Origin of the sequence: Paraburkholderia sp. BCC1884, assembly GCF_900996225.1 — a bacterium.
GTDB lineage: Bacteria > Pseudomonadota > Gammaproteobacteria > Burkholderiales > Burkholderiaceae > Paraburkholderia.
Map to the genome: position 1 here is coordinate 1,326,436 of NZ_CAAJGL010000068.1, position 20,142 is coordinate 1,346,577.

The following is a 20,142-nucleotide window of genomic DNA, read 5'->3' on the forward strand; positions in this document are numbered from 1 at the left end:
ACCAGCCCCGCCGATATTTAAACGGTCACTGCCAATGCTCTGGCGAATTTTTTTCTATCCACTGATGAATCAAAGAATTATCTTTTCCCTGCCGTGGTGAGGAGAGATTTTCGGAAGTGGGCACTTTGCAGGGCCATGCCCGGCGCTCGACATGAGATGCTTGCCATTCTCACTTATCGTCCGTGGCCACTATAACGTTAAGTGTTTGAAACGTTTATAATTCCTCTGCCGAAAGCGTCTGTAAGTAATACCGGGCACGCTGTGATTGACATGTGGCCGGTAATGTTTGCAGTGCTAGTTGCGCGACGCCAAGCTGTCTCATGGGACTGCTGAACGCGCGGTGCGCAAACTGTTTGTCACCTACAAGGCACGCCGGACTGTCGACGTGGCCCTTGCCAGAGTCACGAGTCGTACACCAACATGCCGTGCCCCTTTTGATGGGCTGGTCGCGCTGCGCATTGCGGCGGGACACGCGTTGTCTTGTCGACCTGGACTTTGACTGATTGATTCACGGCGCGTGGTGCGCGTTGCTCTCCACGCGCCGCGCTGCGAATCCAGGAGTGCAGACATTGACAGCGTCTTATTCAGATGACAGGTTTCGCACTCTGTAGTAAGGAATGCGTAATAAAAATACGGAACCCGTTGTTGTCTCTGATTCAGGCATGTGGACGTTCTTGCATCATCCGCAACGAACGCGATCAGTGCGTTCTCCTCTCTGTACTCAATAACGCCAAAGCGGGACGGCCACGACCGATCTTGCTGAACCTTCGGGGATAACCTGCTTTCATCGACATACGGACAATGACGAGATATTTCAATCTGCTGGGGGTTGCGGCGGCAACCGTTCTGGCGTCGTTTGGTGCGGAGAACGCACAGGCGCAAACAAGCACCATCACCGTTTCGGGCTTGCAATACAAGTTGTGCGGTCAAGAGAATGGCAACTGCTCGTTTCTCGGGACGGGTTCGGTCGTGTTCGGCGCAGTGCCGCCTAACTCGCCGTCGGTCATGCTGACCGCACCGCGTACCTTCAGCAATGGCGTGGGTTGCTACGTCGGCGCAGTTTCGCAGACAGACCCCGCATATGGTTATGGCAAATCGTGCTGGGTCAGAGCCGTAGCCGCGACGCCAACGCCAACGCCAACGCCAACGCCAACGCCAACGCCAACGCCAACGCCAACGCCAACGCCAACGCCGACGCCGACGCCGACGCCGACGCCAACGCCAACGCCAACGCCAACGCCAACGCCAACGCCAACGCCAACGCCAACGCCAACGCCAACGCCAACGCCAACGCCAACGCCAACGCCAACGCCAACGCCCACACCGACGCCCACACCGACGCCCACACCCAGCAACTCGACCCTCTCGTGCAGCACCCCGACGCAAGCCGCCGGCGGCACCGCAAACGGTCTCATCAGCGCCGACACGCCCACCACCGACGGCCTGCGTGTGTTCCAGAACAACGCACCGTTCAAGCTCGCGATTACCACGAACGCCCCGAATGCGGACACGGTGGTCTGGTCCGTCGCGGATTCGAATGGCGCGATCAAGGCGCAGGGTAGCTTCGCAGTCAAAGCGGGCACGCAAACCAGCACGATTCCGTGCACCTCGACATGGTCCGGCTACGGCGCGCTGACGGCGACGCTGCGTTCGAACGGCGGCAATTTGCCGAATAGCGGCACCCGTCCGATGGGCATCGCGACGTTCGGCGTATTGCCGAACCTCAGCTCGGTGATCGGCACCGTCACCTACGCGCATCAGGATCAGCATCGTTTCGGCATGCAGGGCTTCAACGGCAACATCGCCGCGCTGCACGACCTGGGCATCTCGTGGACGATCGACGACCGCGAGCAATCGGCCATGGAACCCAATGGCCCGAATACGTACACGCCGAGCGTGAGCGACCTCGATCCGTTCTACAAGGCCAATCCGGATCAGATGCGCATCGTGCGTCTGGATGGCATTCCTGCATGGGACTCGAAGACGGGTCAGTTCAACGACAGCTACTACGCGCCGTCGAACCTGACTGAGTTCCAGAGCTTCATGGCCAAGGTCGGTACTGACACGAGCCAGATCCGCGCGGCAACCTATCCGAACCAGCAGAAGAACTACTATCAGGTGACGTGGGAGCCGAGCCTCGGCTGGGCCGATAGCGATGCGAACTTCGTCGCCATGTACAAGGCCGCGTATCAGGGCATTCACTCGACTGATCCGAATGCCGTCGTGATGGGCACTGCCAACCCGTTCGCCTCGAATTGCCAGACCTGCACCACAGGCTATCTGCAGAAGTTCGGCGCGCTCGGCTTGTGGAACTACATCGATGCTGTCTCCACGCACGGCTACTGGAACGCGGGTACGTATCCGTCCCATCCGCCTGAGTTGCAGGACTCGGATCCGGATCCGGCAAACCAGGCCAATGCGCTCGACAACCAGATGACTCAGCTTCGTTCGATCATGCAGGCCGGCAAGCCGAACATGAAGCTGTTCTTCACGGAAGCCGGCGTGAGCTACGACCCGGGTATGAGCTACGGCCCGAACGTTCCGTCGCAGAACCAGTTGTTCGCTCATGCCGCAGTCGGCGTGCGCGCGCACATCATCACGCTGGGCGGCGGCGCACAAACCACCACGCTGTTCTACGGCGCGGACTATCCGGGCGAAGTCGGCTACGGCTCGTTCTTCGATCTGAACGACGCCCAGGGCGCATTCGGCGCGACGAATCTTTCGCCGAAGCCGGAAGCCATGGCGTTTGCCACGATGACGCGTGTGCTCGACGGCACCAATACACTGGGCCGGATCACGGGCGCGCCGTCAGGTGTCTTCGCGTACGCGTTCCAGCAGCTCGGCAACGGCAAGGTCGTCACGGCCGCATGGGCGCACAGCAATGCACAGTGGCCGACCAGCGGCGGTGTCTACAGCCAGACGTATTCGACGAGCTATTCGCTTCAGGTCGACAATCCGGGTACGTCGGGTAACGTGACGAAGATCGATGGTTACGGCAATGTCAGCACGGTTGCCTATACCAACGGCCAGGTCGCGTTGACGGTCACCGAAGTGCCGCAGTACATCGTGTCGGCTAACGCCACGGTGGCGAAGGCCAATTCGACGGTTCCGCTCGGCTACACGGGCCAGTAAACGTTGCAAACTAACGACGCGCCGCCCGTAAAACGGCGGCGCGTCGTCGTTTCAGCTTCCCCTGTCGCTTTCGCGACGGCTGTGCGCGCGGCGCCAGTTTCCTCCAGCATTCGCTCAGCTTCCGAAGAAAATATCGCAGTAGCTAACCGGCCCGACACAAGTGGACCCCATCGGCATAACGTTAGGCTTGCCCGAGGCGCCGACGTTCTGTGTCACGCCACCGTAGTCTGCCTGCGAAGCTTGAGGCGCTTGAACTGCCTGCGTCGCTTGCGGGACATCTTGTGCGGCGATTTTCGCTTCCGCTGCCTGGATGCCGGCGGGGTAGGTGGAATCGTCGCCAGTGGCGGGGCTGTAGCCGGCTTGCTCGACGCGGATCAGATCGGCACGTACTTCAGCGCGTGTCACCGGCGCATTCGATTGCGCGAAGCTGAGAGCGGGAGCGGCCAATGCACCGGCGGCGAGTGCGAAGCAAACGAGAGCGTTTTTCATGATGGGTACTCCTTGAATGAGATGAACTGATCGTTAGATCATAAGAGGTCGTGCGTCTGTGTTAGCTGCCGAAGTACGGCGTGCAGAAACCGGCCGGGCCGACACACTCCTGTGTCTGGGCATGCGCTTTTTCGTGAGTCGCAGCCTGGGCGATGGAGCCTGCGGTGGCGAGAACGAGCGTCGAAAGGATGAGGAGAAGATTGCGTTTCATTTGGATGCCTAAATAAAAGTAAATTTAAACCGCCTGTCTGGATGATCGGGAACCGTGCCTTCACTTTGCGCGCGGCGCCCCCCGCTATGTGTCGGAACCGGGCAGACAGGTTGTTTCTGTTACTGGCTGCGGCGTCCGACTGTGTTGCTGTTCATGTAAGGGCTAACAAGACAAGTCGCGGGTTTATTCCCGAAATTTTTTCAGACTCATCACAATCTTTTTCTTACGCTCTTGTAAATGTCGCGCAAAGCAGGCGGCACACGGGCTCCAGGCGCAAACGGCCGGACGTCGCAGCCCGCGTCGCGGGTCGTAACGTCCGGCCGTTCTATTGAAATACTGAAGCGTCGGCGCGAATCGACCCCCAAAATGACACATGCCCGGCGCAAGCCAGGCATGTGTTTTCCTACTGGAGGCGTTGCAGTACGCTAAACGCCGCGCGTTAGAACGCGTGGCGCATGCCCACCGTGACCGCCACTTGCGAGTTCGTCGACGACGGCGAGAGCGTATTGATCATCGCGTGCGACAGCACGGAGTCGGCCGGCGCGCCATGGACGTTCTGATACACGCCTTCCAGATAGAAGTCGGTGCGCTTGCTGATCGCGTAATCGGTCTGCAGCATGGCCGTATTCCAGCCCGGCGACGAGCCGTTGTACGCGCCACGCGTATACGTGTAGGCGCCCGAGAGCGTCAACGCCGACGTGAGCGCGTACTTGGCGTTCACTTCGTAGTTGTCGAGGCGCAGCGAGCCCGCCAGCGTACCGGCGGAAGCGTCGTCGGCGCCGAGATAGCTGCCGGTGCCGAATGAGAACACGCCCGATGCATTGTCGATCTGCGTATGGCTCCAGACGAGGCCGACAGTTGCCGGACCGAACGTATAGTTGCCGCCGAGCGACCAGATCCGCTGACGCTCTGCGACGAAGTTCGCGCTGGTGTCGGCCGTGGTCACGGCGCCGCCTTCGTTGCCGGCATTGTTGAATTGCAGGTAGCCCGCGGCAAGGTTCAACGGGCCCATCGCGTACGAGAGGCCGAAACCGTACGAACGGTTATTCGCGAAGTCGCCGGACTTGTTGCTGAACGAGTACATCGTCTCGAACGTCACGCCGCGATACGTCGGGCTGGCGTACTTGACCGAGTTGTTGATCACGACCGAATTGCCGGCCAGGTTGTCGTTCTCGAACGGGTGGCCGGCCATATTGCCGCCCCACGTGTTGAACTCCGAGGTGAGCGGTCCGACCAGGTCGTTCATCGCGTCGAACTGGCGACCGAACGTGACCGTACCGTATTGGTCGCTTTGCAGACCGACCCACGCCTGCGAGCCGAAGCCGTCACCGGAGAATGCCTGAGCACCGTTGTTCAGCAGGAAACCTTGTTCGAGTTTGAAGACCGCATGCAGGCCGCCGCCCAGGTCTTCCGAACCCTTGAGGCCGAAGACCGTGTTCTGCGTCGAACTGGTGTTTTCCTGCCAGTTGCTGTGGCCGCCCTGATTATTCGTGTAGACGAGGCCTGCATCGATGAGGCCGTAGAGCGTGACGCTGCTTTGCGCATGCGCCGAGATCGTGAACGCGCCGAGCAGCGCGGCTGCGATTAAAGACTTTTTCATACCGGGTTGGCTCCGTGATCAAGCGGTGATTGAGGAAATCAATTGCTCTATCCACCAGCGCCATGAACGCACCTGCAAAACGTTCGCGACACGTTGCTGCGAGAATTGCGAAAACAAGAATAATTGTTTTTGTTTATTGCGCGCGACGTCATTCCATTGCCAATCACCCCTGATGCGCGCCGTGAAATCGGTCACGCCAATCATAGGGTGGTGAAAATAAATGGGGTGTCAAAAAATACAACAACGTGGCGCTGGCGGAACAGTAAGGGGGCGAAGCTTAGCGCGTTCCGGCGCGGGTTGGCGAGCCTGCGGAGCCGGTTTGGCGGCAAAAATGCAAAAGTACAACATAACGCGCAATGCTCGACATCGTTCGCTGCGGATTGTCGAATCATGATGCAGAGACTATGCGCGCTCTGAGGTTATATTGGTGAAATGATGTAGAAAGTTAAACGTAATTATTGGAATAAAGGTGCAATACCTGTCAGCCGTCCAATGCCAGATATTGATGGAGAGACTGAATAGCGGCCGCGCCTTCGCCCACTGCCGCTGCTACGCGCTTCACCGAACCGCTGCGCACATCGCCCACCGCAAAGATACCAGGCCGGCTCGTCTCGAGATAATGCGGAGCGCGTTCGGAGGGCCATGTGTCGATGGCGTCCTGGCCCGTGAGGACGAAGCCGTTCTTATCGAGCGCTACACAATCGCCGAGCCAGCCGGTGCTGGGTTGCGCACCGAGAAAGAGAAACACGTGGCGGATCGGCTTCTCTTCTATATGCCCCTCGTTGTCCCATTTGATCGATTCCAGATGCGCATCGCCATTCAATTCGACGATCTGCGTGCGTAAATGCAGCGTGATGTTTTCGGCCGCTTCGATACGCCGGATCAGATAGCTGGACATGCTGGCGGCGAGTCCTTCGCCGCGAATCACGATATGTACATGGCGCGCCAGTCCCGAGAGAAACACGGCCGCCTGGCCCGCTGAATTGCCGCCGCCCACGATGACCAATTCCTGATTGGTACAGAACGCGGCTTCCATGAAAGTGGCGCTGTAATAGATGCCGCGTCCCTGGAAGTGTTCGAGTCGGGGCAGCAGCGGTTTGCGATAACGCGCGCCGGTAGCGATCACGACGGCGCGCGCATACACGTGCTCGTCATAGTTGAGGCGGATATGAAACGGCGGCGCATTCTGGCAATCGATACTCAGCGCTTCGATCGGCACGCCCACCTCCGCACCGAATTTCCGGCATTGCGACAGGCCGCGTCCGGCCAGCGCCTGACCGGAAATGCCGGTGGGAAAGCCGAAATAGTTTTCGATCTTCGAACTGGTGCCTGCCTGACCGCCCGGCGCCTTGGTGTCGAGCACGGCGACCCGCAAGCCTTCCGAGGCGGCATACACGGCGGCGGCGAGGCCTCCCGGTCCCGCGCCGACCACGACCACGTCGAAGCGCTCGCCATTGAGCCGGTCGGGACTCAGGCCGATCGCGTCGGCCACTGCACGGTGAGTCGGTTGCTTGAGCACATTGCCCTGGAACGTGATGACCACGGGCAGATCGGCTTCCGTCGCGCCATAGCGCTCGAGCAATGCGGGCGCTTCCTCGTGGTCGACGATATCGAAGTACGCCGATGGCTGGGCATTGCGACTCAGGAAGTGCCGCAAAGCGAGCGTGGCAAAAGACGCCGAGCTGCCGATCACCACCAGACCGCCGAGCTGATCGTGAATGAAGGCGACGCGTCTCAAGATAAACGCGCGCATGATCGTCTCACTCAGTTCGGCCTCGGCGACCACGAGTGCGCGCAGCGATTCTTCGTCGATGGCAATCACTTCCGCATCGGACGTGACACGCGCGCTCGCGACGGCCGCGCGTCCGGCCAGCGTGCCGACCTCGCCTGAGAAACTGCCCGGGCCATGCACGCCCAGCACGTGATGTGTCTCGCCCGAACCGCGCGACGTTTCGATCGTGCCGGAGACGATGGCGAACATGGGAATGTGGCGGTCGCCTTCGGAGAACAGTACGTCGCCGACACTGACTTTGCGGCGCTCGCCGTAGCGCTCCAATAGCGCGAACTGCTTTTCGCTCAGCCTGGGAAAAACCTGATGATGACGACTACCGCCTGGTATCAACTCTTCGAATTTGCCTGAAGACTTACTCATTAGAACGTTCCGCACGGGTGAGCGCACGGGCGGCCCAGCCGAGTCAGCTGCCGGATAGGGGGTGCCGCGTGGCGCGAATCAGGAAGACTGCAAACTGGATGATCCGCCCAGATTGTGCGCCTCAGTTCCCTTGTCCGTAAAGTAAGCGGGCGCCGGCTTGGCCGCGGCCTTGCGATTGAGCAGCATGGGTATCTCGTCGAGGCGCAGAAGCGTGAGATTGCCGCCGTACACCAGACCGGTGTCGACGTTGATGACATTGCCGCGAATCAGCATCTTCGTCGTCGGCGTATGGCCGACGATCACCGCGGCCACGCCTTCAACGTGTCTGGTTGGCTCACGCAGGCCCGACGTGAGCCGGCGCAGCAGGTGCGCGGCCGTGCGGCGTAGCGAGAACGCGCTGCCGGTCCGGCGCGTTTTCCAGCGCGAGCGATCCCACATGACCTTGCGGCGAATCCGGCCGTCGCGGTTTTCCTGCTCGAGCGCCTGCATCGTTTCGCCCCACGAGGGCAGCGGCACGTTGGCGTGCACGATGCCGACCAGACCGTCGTCGGTTTCGATTTCGATCGCGTAGGGCAGCGCCGCCATGTAGGCGACGATATCGTCCAGGCGCGTTTCGTCGTCCGCCAGTTCCAGCGCCCACTCGCCGCCGTTACATCGAACCGAGGCGTCCTTGCCGCCATGAAGGTGCCAGCGCACGATCACGTCTTCGTGATTGCCGCGCACCGATTGAATGTCATAGCGGCGCACCATCTCGAGCACCGACGACGATTCCGAACCCCGGTCCACCAGGTCGCCGACCGAAAACAGCCGGTCGCGAGCCGGGTCGTAGTGCCGTGCATCCAGTTCGCGGCGAAGCTGCTCGAAACATCCGTGCAGATCGCCTACGACGAAGTCGCGACCGGACGTATTCTTTTTATAGCGTCGGACAGGTAAAAAAGTGGGCTGCATGCATGGACCGCCTGGAAGGTTGACGTGAGACGGCGAAAGACTTCTGAATGATTCAGTGGCGCAATTCGTGTAATGCCAGTGTCGACTGCCAATTAGCCCATTGCAGTAGTGATTTGTAACGAGGTGTATTCGCCGTAAAGGCATAACGATTCGCCGGTCCGGCTGCCGGGAATGCATCGTTGCCTGCGCAGCCATGCGGCATATAGGCGGAATCGTCGGATGGCTTCAGCCAGCCTTGGAACGGTCTCTTACCCACGGTTACAAGTGACACGAATGGCCGGCCGTCGCCGGACTGCAGTTCGCTGACGACGCAATTCATCCGGAAATAAAAAAATCGAAAAAAATAGCCGAATAATAGGAATTAAATAAATCATTGATATGGTTCGGCCTATCTATTCAGGCTGAACGAAATATGTTTAGCGCATTGCGGTTCGAGGGGTATGACGTATGGTCAAGAAGATAATCCATGTCGCATGGATCGGTGCATTGCTCGCGATGCTATCCCCGGCGTGTCAGGCGCAATACACCACGGACTGGCTCGGCAATACCTTCGGCACCCTGGCTGCTCACGTAGGCAACGCCGCGCGCTCGCTCTGGGTCGCGCCCGAAGGCGTGATCTACACGGCGTCACTGTGGGATGAAAACGAGGGCGGCGTCGCGATCTATCAGAACGGCCAGAGCATCGGCTCGATCGGCACCCATGCGGATTTCCAGGGCAGTGCGATCACCGGTAACGCCACCTCGATCTTCGCGGCCTTGCAATACAACACGAGCTTCGGCAGTGGCTCGGTCGGGCGTTACAACCGGGCCGCGCAGACGCGCGACCTGGTGATTCCCGTCAGCACCTGGACGGGCATCCCGCACGCCGACGTCATCACCGGTCTGGCGACAGCGGGCTCGCTGCTCTATGCGAGCGATTTCTACGGCAATCGCGTGCGCGTGTTCACCACCGACGGCGTCTGGCAGCAGGACATCACGGTCGCGAGCCCCGGCGCGCTTGCACTCGACAGCGCGGGCAATCTCTGGGTGGCCCAGCAAAGCGCCGGCACGGTCGCCGAATTCAGCCCGGGCGGCGCGTCGCTGAACACGATCCAGATGTCCAGTGCCGCGCGGCCGTCCGCGTTGTATTTCGACGGATCGTCCGGGCAATTGATGGTCGGCGACGAAGGTCCCGACATGAACATCAAGGTCTATAACCTGGCCGGTGCGCCGACACTCGCCGGCACTTTCGGCATTCAGGGCGGCTATCTCGACACCACCACCGGCATCAAGGGGCAGGTGGGCGACAAGCGCTTTACCCGCGTCGCCGGGATCGGCAAAGATGCGGCCGGCAACCTGTACGTGCTCAACAATCCGTGGGGCGGCAGCTGGGATCTCGGCCGCAACGGCGCGACCGATCTTCACGCCTACGACGCAGCCGGCAACCTGCAATGGAAATTGCAGGCCCTCAACTTCGAAGCGGTTGGCGCGCCCGACCCGGTGACCGACGCCGCGTACTTCTACAGCGGCGCGCACATCTACACCGGCACGGCGGGCGGCACATTCGTCGCGAACACGGTCGATCCGTTCACCTACCCGAACGATCCGCGCCTGAACATGAACGACACGCAGCGCGACGAGCACTTCGGCCAACTCGTCAGCGTAGGCGGCAACCGCATTCTCGTCGCCTCGGGGCAGAATCCGAGCATCTTCTACTTCTTCCATTTCAACCCGGCGAGCGGCTACATCGCGATACCCGATGGGTCGCTTCCAGGCACCGCGTTCAATACGGATCGCCAGGTGACCGCCGGGTTCTGCATCGACAGCCGGGGCGACGTGTGGGCGGGGCTGGACCGCACCAATCACATCTATCACTATCCGTTCGCGGGCTTCGACGGTAATGGCAAGCCGAGCTGGGGCGCGGCCATCACGATCTCCATTCCGCTGAGTATCCGGCCGCTCACGCGCATCATCTATCTTGCAGAGAGCGACACGATGATTCTCGTGCAGGGCATTGCCGGCAGCACGGACTGGACCGCCATGCAGTCCCGAATCGAGGTGTATCACGGCTGGAGCGCGGGCAACACCACGCGGCCCGATCCGGTGATCAACCTCACCAGTGCCAATCCGAAGTCGATCGCGGCGGCCGGCAATTATCTGTTCGTCGGCTACGTGCACACCGTGCCGAATATCGACGCCTTCAATCTCACCACCGGCAACCTCGATACGACGCTGATCAACTCGAGTCCCGCAACCGTGGATGTGGGCAACGACGTCGATTCGATGTACGGACTGCGGGCCTACCTCAGAGCGGCGGGTGAGTACGTGGTCACGAAAGACAACTACAACGGTACGAGCATGGTGGTGTATCGCTGGACGCCGTGACGGTGAAAACCTCGGAAGAGGCGCGGGAGGCTATCGGCTAAGATACGGCCCGCGACGCAATTTTCCGAACCGAAGGAGTGTTTTTCAATGATTCAACCGAGCAGCGTTTTCAAGGACAACCTCGCGCAACTGCCCGCCATCGACGCAATTTCGCGTATCGATCTGGTCGACGCTCAGGGCGCCGTGGTGGCAAGCATCGAGAACAAGCCGGGCAAGCAGGGCTCCCTCGCGGTGTACAACTATTTGCAGAAGACCTTCGGCACGCTGGACGCCCAGGCGGCCGGGCATGGCCTCGCGGTGTTTGCCGAACATACGGTCGACGCACGCAATCGTCCGGGCGCCCACCCGAACGTCGATCACCTGCTCGCGATCGTGGCGGGTGGCGAAGCGCTGCGTATCGACGTGGTGGCCGCAAGCTAACTGCCAGCCAACGAGTGTGTGCGAGTCGAACGGCAGTAGGCGAAGCCGTTCGACGACGCCAGCCTAGAACGCGTCCCAAACTGGCTCGTCGCCAAATGCGGCGGCGAGATAGTCGATGAAATGCCGCACTTTCGACGGCACATAACGCGCCGACGAAAAAACCGCGTGGATGGCCAGTTCGGGTGCCTTGAAGCGCGGCAACAACGCGACGAGGCGTCCCGCCTTGATGTCCTCGCCGAACACGAAAGTCGGCCCGTAAGCCACCCCCATTCCCGCGAGCGCCGCTACGCTCAGCATCTGCATGTTATTCGCGCGCAAGCGCAACGGCCCCTCGATCACATGCTGGCGGCCGTCCTCGTCCAGCAGGCTCCACGCACCCGCCGTTACGGCTTCACTGAACGCGAGACGCGGCGTGTTCTGCAAATCGTCAGGGCTTGTCGGTGTGCCTTCGCGCGCAAGGAAATCCGCTGACGCGCACAGCACCATCCGGCACGGCGCGAGCCGCCTTGCGACCAGTTGCGAATCGGGCAGGCGGCCGATGCGAATCGCCACGTCGATGGCATCGCTTTGCAGGTCGACATAACGATCGTCGAGCGAGATGTCGATATCGACGTGCGGATGATCCGCCAGGTAGCGCGTCACGACATCGCCCAGATGCAATTCGCCGAACGTGACCGGCGCGGCGACCCGCAAAGTACCGCGCGCGAGTCGCTGGGCGTCGCTCGCTTCGCGGTTGGCGTCGTCGAATTCTTCGAGAATGTGCTTGCAGCGGACGTAATAGGCGCGGCCCGCGTCCGTCAGGCTGAGGCTGCGCGTGCTCCGCTGCAGCAGGCGGACGTTGAGTTCCGCTTCGAGCTGGCTCAGATACTTGCCGGCCATCGATGCCGACAGGTCGAAGCGCCGTCCAGCGGCGGCGAGGCTGCCTTCCTCTACGGCGGCGACGAACACGGCAATGCTGGCGAATCGGTCCACTGCGCCTCCAGTCGATAATACGGAGATTGGGTGTTGATAGAAAAGACGGGATTATCGCCTGAAGAGATCGAATCTACCATTGTCTTCATGATCCGGTTACGGACAGCAAACCCTCACTACGAATGGAGCCAGCAGATGAAGATCGACTCGAACGGTGTACACATCCACGTCCGGGAACTCGGTTTCGATAGCGCCGAGACCCCCGCCCTGGTGTTTCTGCACTATTGGGGCGGTTCGTCGCGCACGTGGGACGACGTAATCGCGGCCTTACCCAACGTGTATCGCACGATTGCGCCCGACCACCGCGGCTGGGGCGACTCGGACCAGCCCGCGAGCGGCTACGCGCTCGCCGATCTCGCCGACGACGCACGGCGCGTAATCGATGCGCTCGCGCCGCGCCGCTTCGTGCTGATCGGGCACTCGATGGGCGGCAAGGTCGCGCAGTTGCTGGCCTCGCGACGTCCGCAAGGTCTCGCGGGACTGGTGCTGGTCGCGCCGTCGCCACCCGTGCCGCTGAGTTTGCCGCCCGAAGCGCTGGCCGCGATGGAGGGGGCTTATACGTCGCGCGCTTCGGTCGAAGCCACGCTCGATGGCATGCTGTCGGCCAGGCCACTGAGTCCGGCGCGTCGTCAGCAGGTGATCGACGACAGTTTGCGCGGCGCCGCCGCAGCCAAAACCGCGTGGCCGCGTGCTACGAGTCAGGAAGACATTTCGCGCGAGGTCGCGTCGATCGAGGTTCCGACGCTTGTCATCGCCGGCGAACTGGACCGGGTGGATAGTGTGGCGACGCTCGAAGCGGAATTGCTGCCGCGCGTCCCGCAGGCCGTCATGCACGTGCTGCCCGGCACGGGTCACTTGTCGCCTCTCGAATCGCCCGATGAGATCGCCACGCTGATTCACGCATTCACGCAGCGCCTGGGTTCCTCGCAACGCTGAATGAACTCGGGCGCGCGGCTCGTAGAAAATCACGCGATGCGATTTCGCGCGCGGTAGCAAGCGGTTTGCCGCGCGCGAACCTGCTGGTGAACTTCGGCTTGCAAAACCTGCTGGTGTACGGTTGCCAGTTCGCCTTGCAGGTAGGTCGCATCGTTCGCGAGGAACAGCTTCTTTCGGCCGATGAAGACCATCGCGTCTATCGCGGCCGGGTACGTTTTCGCGTGCTCCCCAGCGTGTTCCAGGCTAGCCTGCGGGGCTCGCGGCGCGCACGGCTTTGCCGCCGAGCAGGCAAACGATCAGTGTGGCGACGACCAGCACACACAAGGCGAGGCGCAAGCCGAGCAGGCCCGCGCCGAGACCGATCAGCGGTGGCCCGACCAGGAAGCCCGCATAACCGGCGGTCGCAGCCATCGAAACACCGACGGCCGGCGTCACACTCGAGCGGCCCGCCGCGCTGAAAATCACCGGCACGATGTTGGCGAGGCCCACGCCGACCATCGCAAATCCGACGCAGGCGGTGAGTACGGTCGGCACGCTCAGCACGAGGGCGAGGCCCGCCACCGCGATCGAACCGCCGAACGCCACGACCTTGCTTGCGCCGAAGCGGCGCACGGACACGTCGCCGACAATCCGGCAAGCCGCCATCGAAAACGCAAACGCGGAATATCCAATAGCAGCGATGCTGGCGTCCCGGTTCAACACCGAGCGCAAATACACCGCGCTCCAGTCGGCCACGGCGCCTTCCACCAGCATGCAAAGAAAGGCGAGCATCGCCAGTTTCAGCACGCCACCGCTGGGCCACGCGAAGCCGCTGGACGAAGCGGCCACGCGCGCGCCGAGATCGCGCAAGGCGAGCAAGGCGGCGACGGCAATCAGCGTCGCGATCGCGAGGTCCGGAACCGCCAGTCCACCGAACACGCCGACGCCGCCTTTCTGCAGCATGGCACCCGAGGCCGCACCGAGCAGGCCGCCCGCGCTCCATGCCGCATGAAACGACGACATGATCGGCGCATGCCAACGCGTTTCGATGGCACTGGCGTGGCCGTTCATCGAGACGTCCAGCGCCCCGTTGGCTGCACCGAGCAGGAAGAGCACGATGCACAGCGCGGCCATGTCGGGGGCCAGCGCAGGCAGCGGTAACGCGACGATAAACGCTGCACCGAGCAGGGCGGTAGCGCGGCCGCTGCCGAAGCGCGGCGCGAGTTGTCCGGCCAACGGCATCGCCACGATCGCACCCAGCGCGAAAGCGAAAAGCGCGAGGCCGAGCGCGGTGTCGCTGAGCGCGAGACTCTCCTTGATGCGCGGCACTTCGACTGCCCACGCGCCGATGCCGAAGCCGTTGGCGAGAAAGACGCCGAGCGTGGCGATGCGCTCCTTCAGCAGTCGCGTGTCGGTGCTCGCGGGTCGGGTCTTCGATCGTGCGGTGGATTGCGTCATGAGCGGGCTACCAGAACGTTATCGCAGACCGCTTCGAGACTGGCGAGGCGATTGGCCGGCACATCCGCCTCGACGAACAGATAGTCGACGTCGGCAGCCGGCGCGACGGAAAACGGCGCGGCCGTCATCAGCTTTTCGGAAGTCATGGCAATGGCGATCTGGCCACTCGCCTTGACCATGGCGCGCTTGAGTTCGGCGTCTTCGGCGTGGAAGGCGGCGACGCCTTCTTGTGGATCGAACGCGCAAGCACCGAGAAAACAGAGGTCGGCGCGGATTTGCTGGATCTGCAGCAAGGCCGTCGCGCCGAGCGAGCCCGCCGCGCCATGTGCGATGCGACCGCCGATCAGGATCACGTCGAAACCCGGTCGGTTGAGCAGCCGCGTGCAGGCTTCGGGTGAATTCGTCACGACGCTCAGATGCGCGTTGTCAGGCAGTGCTTCGGCGATGGCGACATTGGTCGAGCCTGCGTCGAGCAGAAGAATCTGCCTGGGGCGAACGATCGCCACGGCGGCGGCGGCAAGCCGCGCCTTGCGGTCCACGGCTTCGTTCATCCGCACAGCCGCGGGTTTGTCGGACGGCGAAATCAGCAGGGCGCCCCCGTACACGCGTTTGCAATGGCCCTGGTCGGCCAGATCGCGTAAATGGCGGCGCACCGTATGTTCAGAGGTCTGCAGTTCGGCGGCGAGTGCCGAGGCAAGCACGCGCCCGTGCGTGCGCAGCCGCGCCAGGATTAGCTGCTCGCGTTGTTCGGGGAGGAGCCCGTCGATGGCTTCCTGGCGTGTGCGCTGCATGATTTCACCTTGCTCGTTCGTGAATCGATCATAATCGAGCAAAATGTATCGTAAACGAGAGGCGGGTGCAATCGCCCGTGGTGCGTCAGTGTTCCCCGTGCTCCAATGCGCTTGGGTTGGCCGGTCGCGACCCGCGGCCTACGATCGCCCGATCGACGATCCACACGGCGACGAGCGTCACGCCCATCAACGGAAAGACGACGCCTAGCAGAACGAGGCCGATTTTCCAGCTGCGCATCGGTGGCGCGGCGCGCTCGCGCGACGGCGCGCCGAGCGCGCTTTGCGGCCGGCGCTTCCACCACATCACGCAGCCGGTCACGGCCATCGCCGCAAGGCCGAGCGAGATTGCCGCGCACAGCAATTGATTGGCGAGCCCGAAGTAGCGGCCCATATGCAATGACGTGCCATACGACACCGCCTTCGATACCGCACCATAGTCGCCGTAACGGATGTCTTTCAGAATCGCGCCACTGTATTGGTCGAGATATAGCGTGCGTTCCTGCCTGGGGTCGTCGGGAAAGTACGAGACGGTGTAGACACCGGTCGCCGAGGTGGGCAGTACGATGCTGTAGCCGTCTGTCACGCCGAGCGCCGCGATCCGTTCGACGATGTTGCCGAGCGGCAGCGCTGAGACCGCGTCAGCTTCGGTCGATGCGGGCACCCGGAGATTGCCGACGGCCCACGGCGTGAGCGGCAACGGTAGATCGTCCATTACCATGCCCGGCATCGAGTCCATGTCGGCCGAATGGGCGTGGTGCGCTGAGTGCGGATCTGCTGCATCTGGTGCAGCGGCTTGGTCGCCAGGGGCGGCGGCGGTCGCCACGTTCCGTGTGCCGGGCGATATGGAGCGCAACGGCAAGCCGCCCCACGAACCCGGCGGCGCGCCGAGATTCGCCGCGGTGGCGAGCGCCTTGAACTGCTTGCCCCATGAGCCGGTCCAGGGCAAACCGCTCAACACGAAGGCGAGCGCGCCGAGCGCGAGCCAGATGCCCATCACCGAATGCAGGTTCTTCCATAGCGGACGTCCCTGCAATTTGAAGCGCGGCACCAGTGCAGCGCGTACCGTCTGCGACCGGCGCGGCCACCAGAGCGCAACGCCGGTTGCGATCATCACCAGAGTCCAGCACGCGGCCAGTTCCATCAACAACTCGCCCGGCTTGCCGAGCAGCAGCTTGCGATGAAGCATGCGGTCCACCTGCATGAAGCGATGCTCGACACTCAGCGTGCCCAGTACCTCGCCGCTATACGGGTTCACATAGACACTCTGTTTGTCGCCATCGGCGAGACGGAACACGAACTCACTGCTGCGATCCGGCGCGCTCGCAATCGTCGCGGTGACGGCGGTGGACGTCGGCGGCATCGCCGCGCGTGCTTTTACCAGCAGGGCGTCTTCCGTCAGGCGAGGCATCGCGACGGGTTTGACGACGAGAAGTTGCGGGTACAACAGCGGTTCGATTTGCGGCTGGAAGCAGTAGAGCGTGCCGGTTATCGCCAGCACGACCAGAAATGGCATTACGAAGAGGCCGGCGTAAAAGTGCCAGCGCCACAGCGTGCGGTAGCCTGGATTGAGCGTGCTCGCTGTCGGCGCAACACTGCGTTGAGCGGCGGTCGTGGCGGACATGGAATCCTCCTGATACGAAAAGATAGATCGATCGGTTTGCGTGGCGCGGCCTTACATGCGCAGCCTGGCTTCGACGTAGAAGGTGCGGCCCGGATACGGGTGGTAGACGAAGTAGCGGGCGTCGAACAGGTTGTCCACGCCGATGCCGATTTCGCTCAGCTTCGTCGGCCTGAAAGTGAATTTCGTATCCACCACCGTGTACGAACTCGTGCCGCCGAACACATCGGGATTCGTATCGGTGTTGTTGAGCGTGTTGTACTGACGACCCGAATAGCGCGCGGCGAGCGTGAGCGCGGCGCGTTCGTCGAAGCGATAGGTCGCGGCAAGATCCGCGCGCCACAGCGGAATCCGATAAAAATATTTTCCGACGCTGGCCGGATTCTGCGCATTCGCGACGATCTTCGACTGCGTATAGGCCACGCTCGCCAACAGATCGAGGCCGTGCACGAACACATCCTCGCCCGAGTAGCTCGTTTCCACGCCGCGCGAGCGGACCTTGCCGATGTTCTGGAAGTTCGTCACGTTAGGAATCACCGTGGTGTCGGTCTGACTGAAGATCGTGTTCTTCACGTCGTCCTGGAAGAGCGAGAAACGGAACACGCCATTCCAGTGCGCCCATTCGGCGGTGAGTTCTTTCGAGAGATCGTCTTCCGGCTTCAGATTCGGATTGTTGTTGACGATCGACGAGCCGTTGATTTGCCCCTGGAACAACTCGCTGACGGTCGGAAAACGGTAGGCACGGCCGATCGACGCGCGCAGGGTGAGATCGTCGGTCACGTCGAACGAAAGCGAAGCTTTTGGCGAGAAGTGATGCTGGTTCACGTCGCTGTAGGGAAGCGTCTGGCCGGCTAAGGCCTGCGAACCGTTATAGGCTTGCCAGTCTTCATACCGTACGCCGTACACGAACTTCCAGCGCGGCAGAAAGCGCCACGCATCCTGCGCGTAGAGCGCCTGGGTTTGCGTCTTGCCCCTGAAGGCATTGGCGAATGCGCTCGCCGCACCGTCGCGCCAGTTCAGGGTGGCGTAGCTTTCGTTATCGAGGAAGTAGTTGTCGTAGTGATAGCCGAAGCTGAGCGCATGATTGGCGAGGCCGGCCTGCTGCGAGGCGGGTGTGTGGGTGCTGCGCAGATCGAGGGTCTTCCAGCCGGTGCCGTCGCCGAAGATCACCGTGCCGGGACCATTGCCCGGTGCGCCGGAGTTGGCCGTGCGCGCGACACTGTTACTGATGTCGTAGTACGAAGCGATCGCTTCCCCGTTCCAGCCGGTGGCGTTACGCGTTTTCAGCGAGAGACCGTACAGCCAGTTCTCGCTATAACCCAGACTCGGTGCAAGAGCGGCAGCGGGAATCGTGTACTCGTAGCCGCCGATGGCAACCTTGCCGCTATAGACCGGATTGCCGTTCGCGTCGCGCAGAAAACTCGAAGTCTGGCTGTTATAGGTCTGATGCCAGTAGCCGAGCGTGAAGGCGGCTTGCAGGGTCGGCGTGAAGTCGTACTGCATCTTCAGCTTCAACTGGTCCTGCACCGTGTGCTCGATGCCTTCGCCGTTCACGCCGAGCACGGCCGTGGGTGTGTTGGTCTGGTTGTTGTAAAAATACGCGCCGCTTACTGGCGTGTCGCCGGCTTTCGCGGGCGTCGTGGATTTCGCGAGCGTCGCGAATTGCAATGGCTGACTCGTGTTCTCCAGATGATTGACGCCGAGGCGGTAAGAGAATTGGCCGATCCGGTCGCCGATGGTGGCGCTCGCTTCCGTGCCGCTGAAATTCTGGTTCACGCCGAACAGGCTGAAGTGTTGCGTGAAGGCTTTGACGTCGGCGTCGGCTTCGAATTTCTTCGGCATGCTCGTGCTGATGAGCACCGTCGCACCCAGCGAGTTACCCGGATAGAGCGCCGAATACGGGCCGTAGATCACATCGACCTGCTGGATCTCGTCGGGAAACACCATCGACCAGCGTGGTGGAAATGAAAAGTTATTGCCGAGCAGATTGCTGAGCAGCAGGCCGTCCGCATAGACTAGACCGCGTGCGCTTTGCGAGTTGCTGGTGCCGCGCACGGCGATGATCGAATTCAGGTCGCCGACAAAACGCTTGCGTACTGCCAGGTTCGGCAGGTACTTGAGCACGTCTTCGGTGTTGACGACGTTCCAGTTGTCGAACTGCTCGCGAGTCACGGTCTCGACCGAGGCCGGCAAGTTGGGATCGACGGCACGCGCGGTGGCGCCTCCCCTCGAACTCGCGTTCGCATTGACGTTGAACGTCGGCAACGTGGCCTCGGCCATCGTGCTGTCGGCGTGGGCGGGCGAAGTAACGAAGGCCGGCAGGAGTGCCGGAACGAGGGCGGGAAAAGCCGGCCGCATCAGCGGGCTGAATGCGAGACGGCGAGCACCACGGCGGGCGCAGGAAGGCAGCCTTCGCAGGGCGAAGTTGAACATGAACGTTTCCTGGATGCATTGAACAGACGATCGCGCGCCCCCTCGACGGGTGCGACGAATGCGCGATCAGGACCGGCAGCGATCAGGAAACGACGGGTGGGGCGCGAGGACGTCCGGACGGAAATGCGCCGAGCGGAGTGAAGCGGGTGGACAAGGTGGGCGCCGCGGTGCCGGCGAGCAGGAGTGCAGCCGGCGGCTCGACGGCGGCGACGGTCGGCATCGCGACGTGATGGGCGAGCAGGTCGCAGTATCCGCAGGCGCTGAATGCGTTGTCGTGACTGAGATGAACGGGAGCGGGGCCGGCATGAGGCGCGACACTCGCCTCGTTCGAACCATCCGGTTGAAGTGCCGAGCACAGCGCCGCAACAGGTTCGTGCGCGCGACTCGACAACAGCATCTGACTCACGAGCGGCGCGAATACGACGAGCCACATGGCGAACAGGCCAAGCCAGGCAGTCGTGCGGTGATGAGCGCGTCGAGTCATGATGTTGAAAGGTAAAGGCGGGGCGATTCTAGCATTGCCGCGCAATTTTTTTCCACATGATCTCCGGTATAGCGGTCGATTAGAAGGCCGAAAGCGCTTCATTTCTTCCCGTCACATTTCGGCCGTTGACCTTATCCTGCGTGGTACATGTTCCG

16 protein-coding genes are annotated in these 20,142 nt (G+C 61.9%); 4 read left to right on the forward strand and 12 right to left on the reverse strand.

What is annotated here, in order from left to right:
- Window positions 1-801 precede the first annotated feature (801 nt).
- A complete protein-coding gene (locus tag FQ705_RS12725; protein WP_144141267.1) occupies window positions 802-3,132 on the forward strand; it encodes a hypothetical protein in 2,331 nt (776 codons plus the stop codon).
- A gap of 114 nt (window positions 3,133-3,246) precedes the next feature.
- On the opposite strand, the gene FQ705_RS12730 is transcribed toward FQ705_RS12725, so the two are convergent.
- From FQ705_RS12730 to FQ705_RS12745, 6 genes are all read right to left on the reverse strand, one after another.
- Window positions 3,247-3,621, reverse strand: a complete 375-nt coding sequence (locus tag FQ705_RS12730) for a DUF4148 domain-containing protein (RefSeq protein WP_144141269.1) — start codon at window positions 3,619-3,621, stop codon at window positions 3,247-3,249.
- Between the two features lie 61 nt (window positions 3,622-3,682).
- Window positions 3,683-3,832 carry a hypothetical protein gene (locus FQ705_RS34065; protein WP_186307841.1) on the reverse strand — a complete coding sequence of 50 codons (150 nt, stop codon included), beginning with the start codon at window positions 3,830-3,832 and terminating at the stop codon, window positions 3,683-3,685.
- Between the two features lie 439 nt (window positions 3,833-4,271).
- Window positions 4,272-5,432 carry a porin gene (locus tag FQ705_RS12735; protein ID WP_144141271.1) on the reverse strand — a complete coding sequence of 387 codons (1,161 nt, stop codon included), beginning with the start codon at window positions 5,430-5,432 and terminating at the stop codon, window positions 4,272-4,274.
- An 18-nt stretch (window positions 5,433-5,450) separates the two neighbouring features.
- Entirely contained in the window at window positions 5,451-5,627 is a 177-nt protein-coding gene (locus FQ705_RS34070; RefSeq protein ID WP_186307842.1) for a hypothetical protein, read from the reverse strand.
- Window positions 5,628-5,913: 286 nt separating this feature from the next.
- Complete coding sequence (locus FQ705_RS12740; RefSeq protein ID WP_144141273.1) at window positions 5,914-7,584, reverse strand: FAD-dependent oxidoreductase; 1,671 nt, start codon at window positions 7,582-7,584, stop codon at window positions 5,914-5,916.
- Window positions 7,585-7,662: 78 nt separating this feature from the next.
- A complete protein-coding gene (locus FQ705_RS12745; RefSeq protein ID WP_186307843.1) occupies window positions 7,663-8,532 on the reverse strand; it encodes a metallophosphoesterase in 870 nt (289 codons plus the stop codon).
- A 447-nt stretch (window positions 8,533-8,979) separates the two neighbouring features.
- Between FQ705_RS12745 and FQ705_RS12750 the strand changes: the two genes are divergently transcribed.
- Together FQ705_RS12750 and FQ705_RS12755 are read left to right on the forward strand one after the other, a co-directional pair.
- Complete coding sequence (locus FQ705_RS12750) at window positions 8,980-10,896, forward strand: SMP-30/gluconolactonase/LRE family protein (protein ID WP_144141277.1); 1,917 nt, start codon at window positions 8,980-8,982, stop codon at window positions 10,894-10,896.
- Between the two features lie 87 nt (window positions 10,897-10,983).
- Complete coding sequence (locus FQ705_RS12755; protein WP_144141279.1) at window positions 10,984-11,316, forward strand: DUF2322 family protein; 333 nt, start codon at window positions 10,984-10,986, stop codon at window positions 11,314-11,316.
- 63 nt (window positions 11,317-11,379) lie between these two features.
- Here FQ705_RS12755 and FQ705_RS12760 read toward each other — a convergent pair whose 3' ends face one another.
- Complete coding sequence (locus FQ705_RS12760) at window positions 11,380-12,288, reverse strand: LysR family transcriptional regulator (RefSeq protein WP_144141281.1); 909 nt, start codon at window positions 12,286-12,288, stop codon at window positions 11,380-11,382.
- A gap of 135 nt (window positions 12,289-12,423) precedes the next feature.
- Between FQ705_RS12760 and FQ705_RS12765 the strand changes: the two genes are divergently transcribed.
- Complete coding sequence (locus tag FQ705_RS12765; protein ID WP_144141283.1) at window positions 12,424-13,224, forward strand: alpha/beta fold hydrolase; 801 nt, start codon at window positions 12,424-12,426, stop codon at window positions 13,222-13,224.
- Between the two features lie 243 nt (window positions 13,225-13,467).
- On the opposite strand, the gene FQ705_RS12775 is transcribed toward FQ705_RS12765, so the two are convergent.
- The 5 genes from FQ705_RS12775 to FQ705_RS12795 all read right to left on the reverse strand — a co-directional run bounded on the left by FQ705_RS12775 (window position 13,468) and on the right by FQ705_RS12795 (window position 19,987).
- Window positions 13,468-14,661, reverse strand: coding sequence for an MFS transporter (locus FQ705_RS12775; RefSeq protein ID WP_144141285.1), 1,194 nt, complete (start codon window positions 14,659-14,661; stop codon window positions 13,468-13,470).
- Window positions 14,658-15,452 (reverse strand): DeoR/GlpR family DNA-binding transcription regulator, encoded by a 795-nt coding sequence (locus tag FQ705_RS12780; protein WP_144141287.1) that lies wholly within the window; start codon window positions 15,450-15,452, stop codon window positions 14,658-14,660. The genes FQ705_RS12775 and FQ705_RS12780 overlap by 4 nt, the downstream gene beginning before the upstream one ends.
- Window positions 15,453-15,537: 85 nt before the next feature.
- Window positions 15,538-17,073, reverse strand: a complete 1,536-nt coding sequence (locus FQ705_RS12785) for a PepSY-associated TM helix domain-containing protein (RefSeq protein ID WP_144141289.1) — start codon at window positions 17,071-17,073, stop codon at window positions 15,538-15,540.
- A gap of 51 nt (window positions 17,074-17,124) precedes the next feature.
- Window positions 17,125-19,503 (reverse strand): TonB-dependent receptor, encoded by a 2,379-nt coding sequence (locus tag FQ705_RS12790; RefSeq protein WP_144141291.1) that lies wholly within the window; start codon window positions 19,501-19,503, stop codon window positions 17,125-17,127.
- 82 nt (window positions 19,504-19,585) lie between these two features.
- A complete protein-coding gene (locus tag FQ705_RS12795; RefSeq protein ID WP_144141293.1) occupies window positions 19,586-19,987 on the reverse strand; it encodes a DUF2946 domain-containing protein in 402 nt (133 codons plus the stop codon).
- Window positions 19,988-20,142: the final 155 nt, after the last annotated feature.

Bases quoted from the DNA above. Each gene is read 5' to 3' on its own strand.
- FQ705_RS12785 (WP_144141289.1), bottom strand. From the start codon at position 17,073: ATGTCCGCCACGACCGCCGCTCAACGCAGTGTTGCGCCGACAGCGAGC.
- FQ705_RS12795 (WP_144141293.1), bottom strand. From the start codon at position 19,987: ATGACTCGACGCGCTCATCACCGCACGACTGCCTGGCTTGGCCTGTTC.
- FQ705_RS12755 (WP_144141279.1), top strand. From the start codon at position 10,984: ATGATTCAACCGAGCAGCGTTTTCAAGGACAACCTCGCGCAACTGCCC.
- FQ705_RS34065 (WP_186307841.1), bottom strand. From the start codon at position 3,832: ATGAAACGCAATCTTCTCCTCATCCTTTCGACGCTCGTTCTCGCCACC.
- FQ705_RS12750 (WP_144141277.1), top strand. From the start codon at position 8,980: ATGGTCAAGAAGATAATCCATGTCGCATGGATCGGTGCATTGCTCGCG.
- FQ705_RS12780 (WP_144141287.1), bottom strand. From the start codon at position 15,452: ATGCAGCGCACACGCCAGGAAGCCATCGACGGGCTCCTCCCCGAACAA.
- FQ705_RS12745 (WP_186307843.1), bottom strand. From the start codon at position 8,532: ATGCAGCCCACTTTTTTACCTGTCCGACGCTATAAAAAGAATACGTCC.
- FQ705_RS12775 (WP_144141285.1), bottom strand. From the start codon at position 14,661: ATGACGCAATCCACCGCACGATCGAAGACCCGACCCGCGAGCACCGAC.
- FQ705_RS12725 (WP_144141267.1), top strand. From the start codon at position 802: ATGACGAGATATTTCAATCTGCTGGGGGTTGCGGCGGCAACCGTTCTG.
- FQ705_RS12740 (WP_144141273.1), bottom strand. From the start codon at position 7,584: ATGAGTAAGTCTTCAGGCAAATTCGAAGAGTTGATACCAGGCGGTAGT.
- FQ705_RS12735 (WP_144141271.1), bottom strand. From the start codon at position 5,432: ATGAAAAAGTCTTTAATCGCAGCCGCGCTGCTCGGCGCGTTCACGATC.
- FQ705_RS12730 (WP_144141269.1), bottom strand. From the start codon at position 3,621: ATGAAAAACGCTCTCGTTTGCTTCGCACTCGCCGCCGGTGCATTGGCC.
- FQ705_RS12790 (WP_144141291.1), bottom strand. From the start codon at position 19,503: ATGTTCAACTTCGCCCTGCGAAGGCTGCCTTCCTGCGCCCGCCGTGGT.
- FQ705_RS12765 (WP_144141283.1), top strand. From the start codon at position 12,424: ATGAAGATCGACTCGAACGGTGTACACATCCACGTCCGGGAACTCGGT.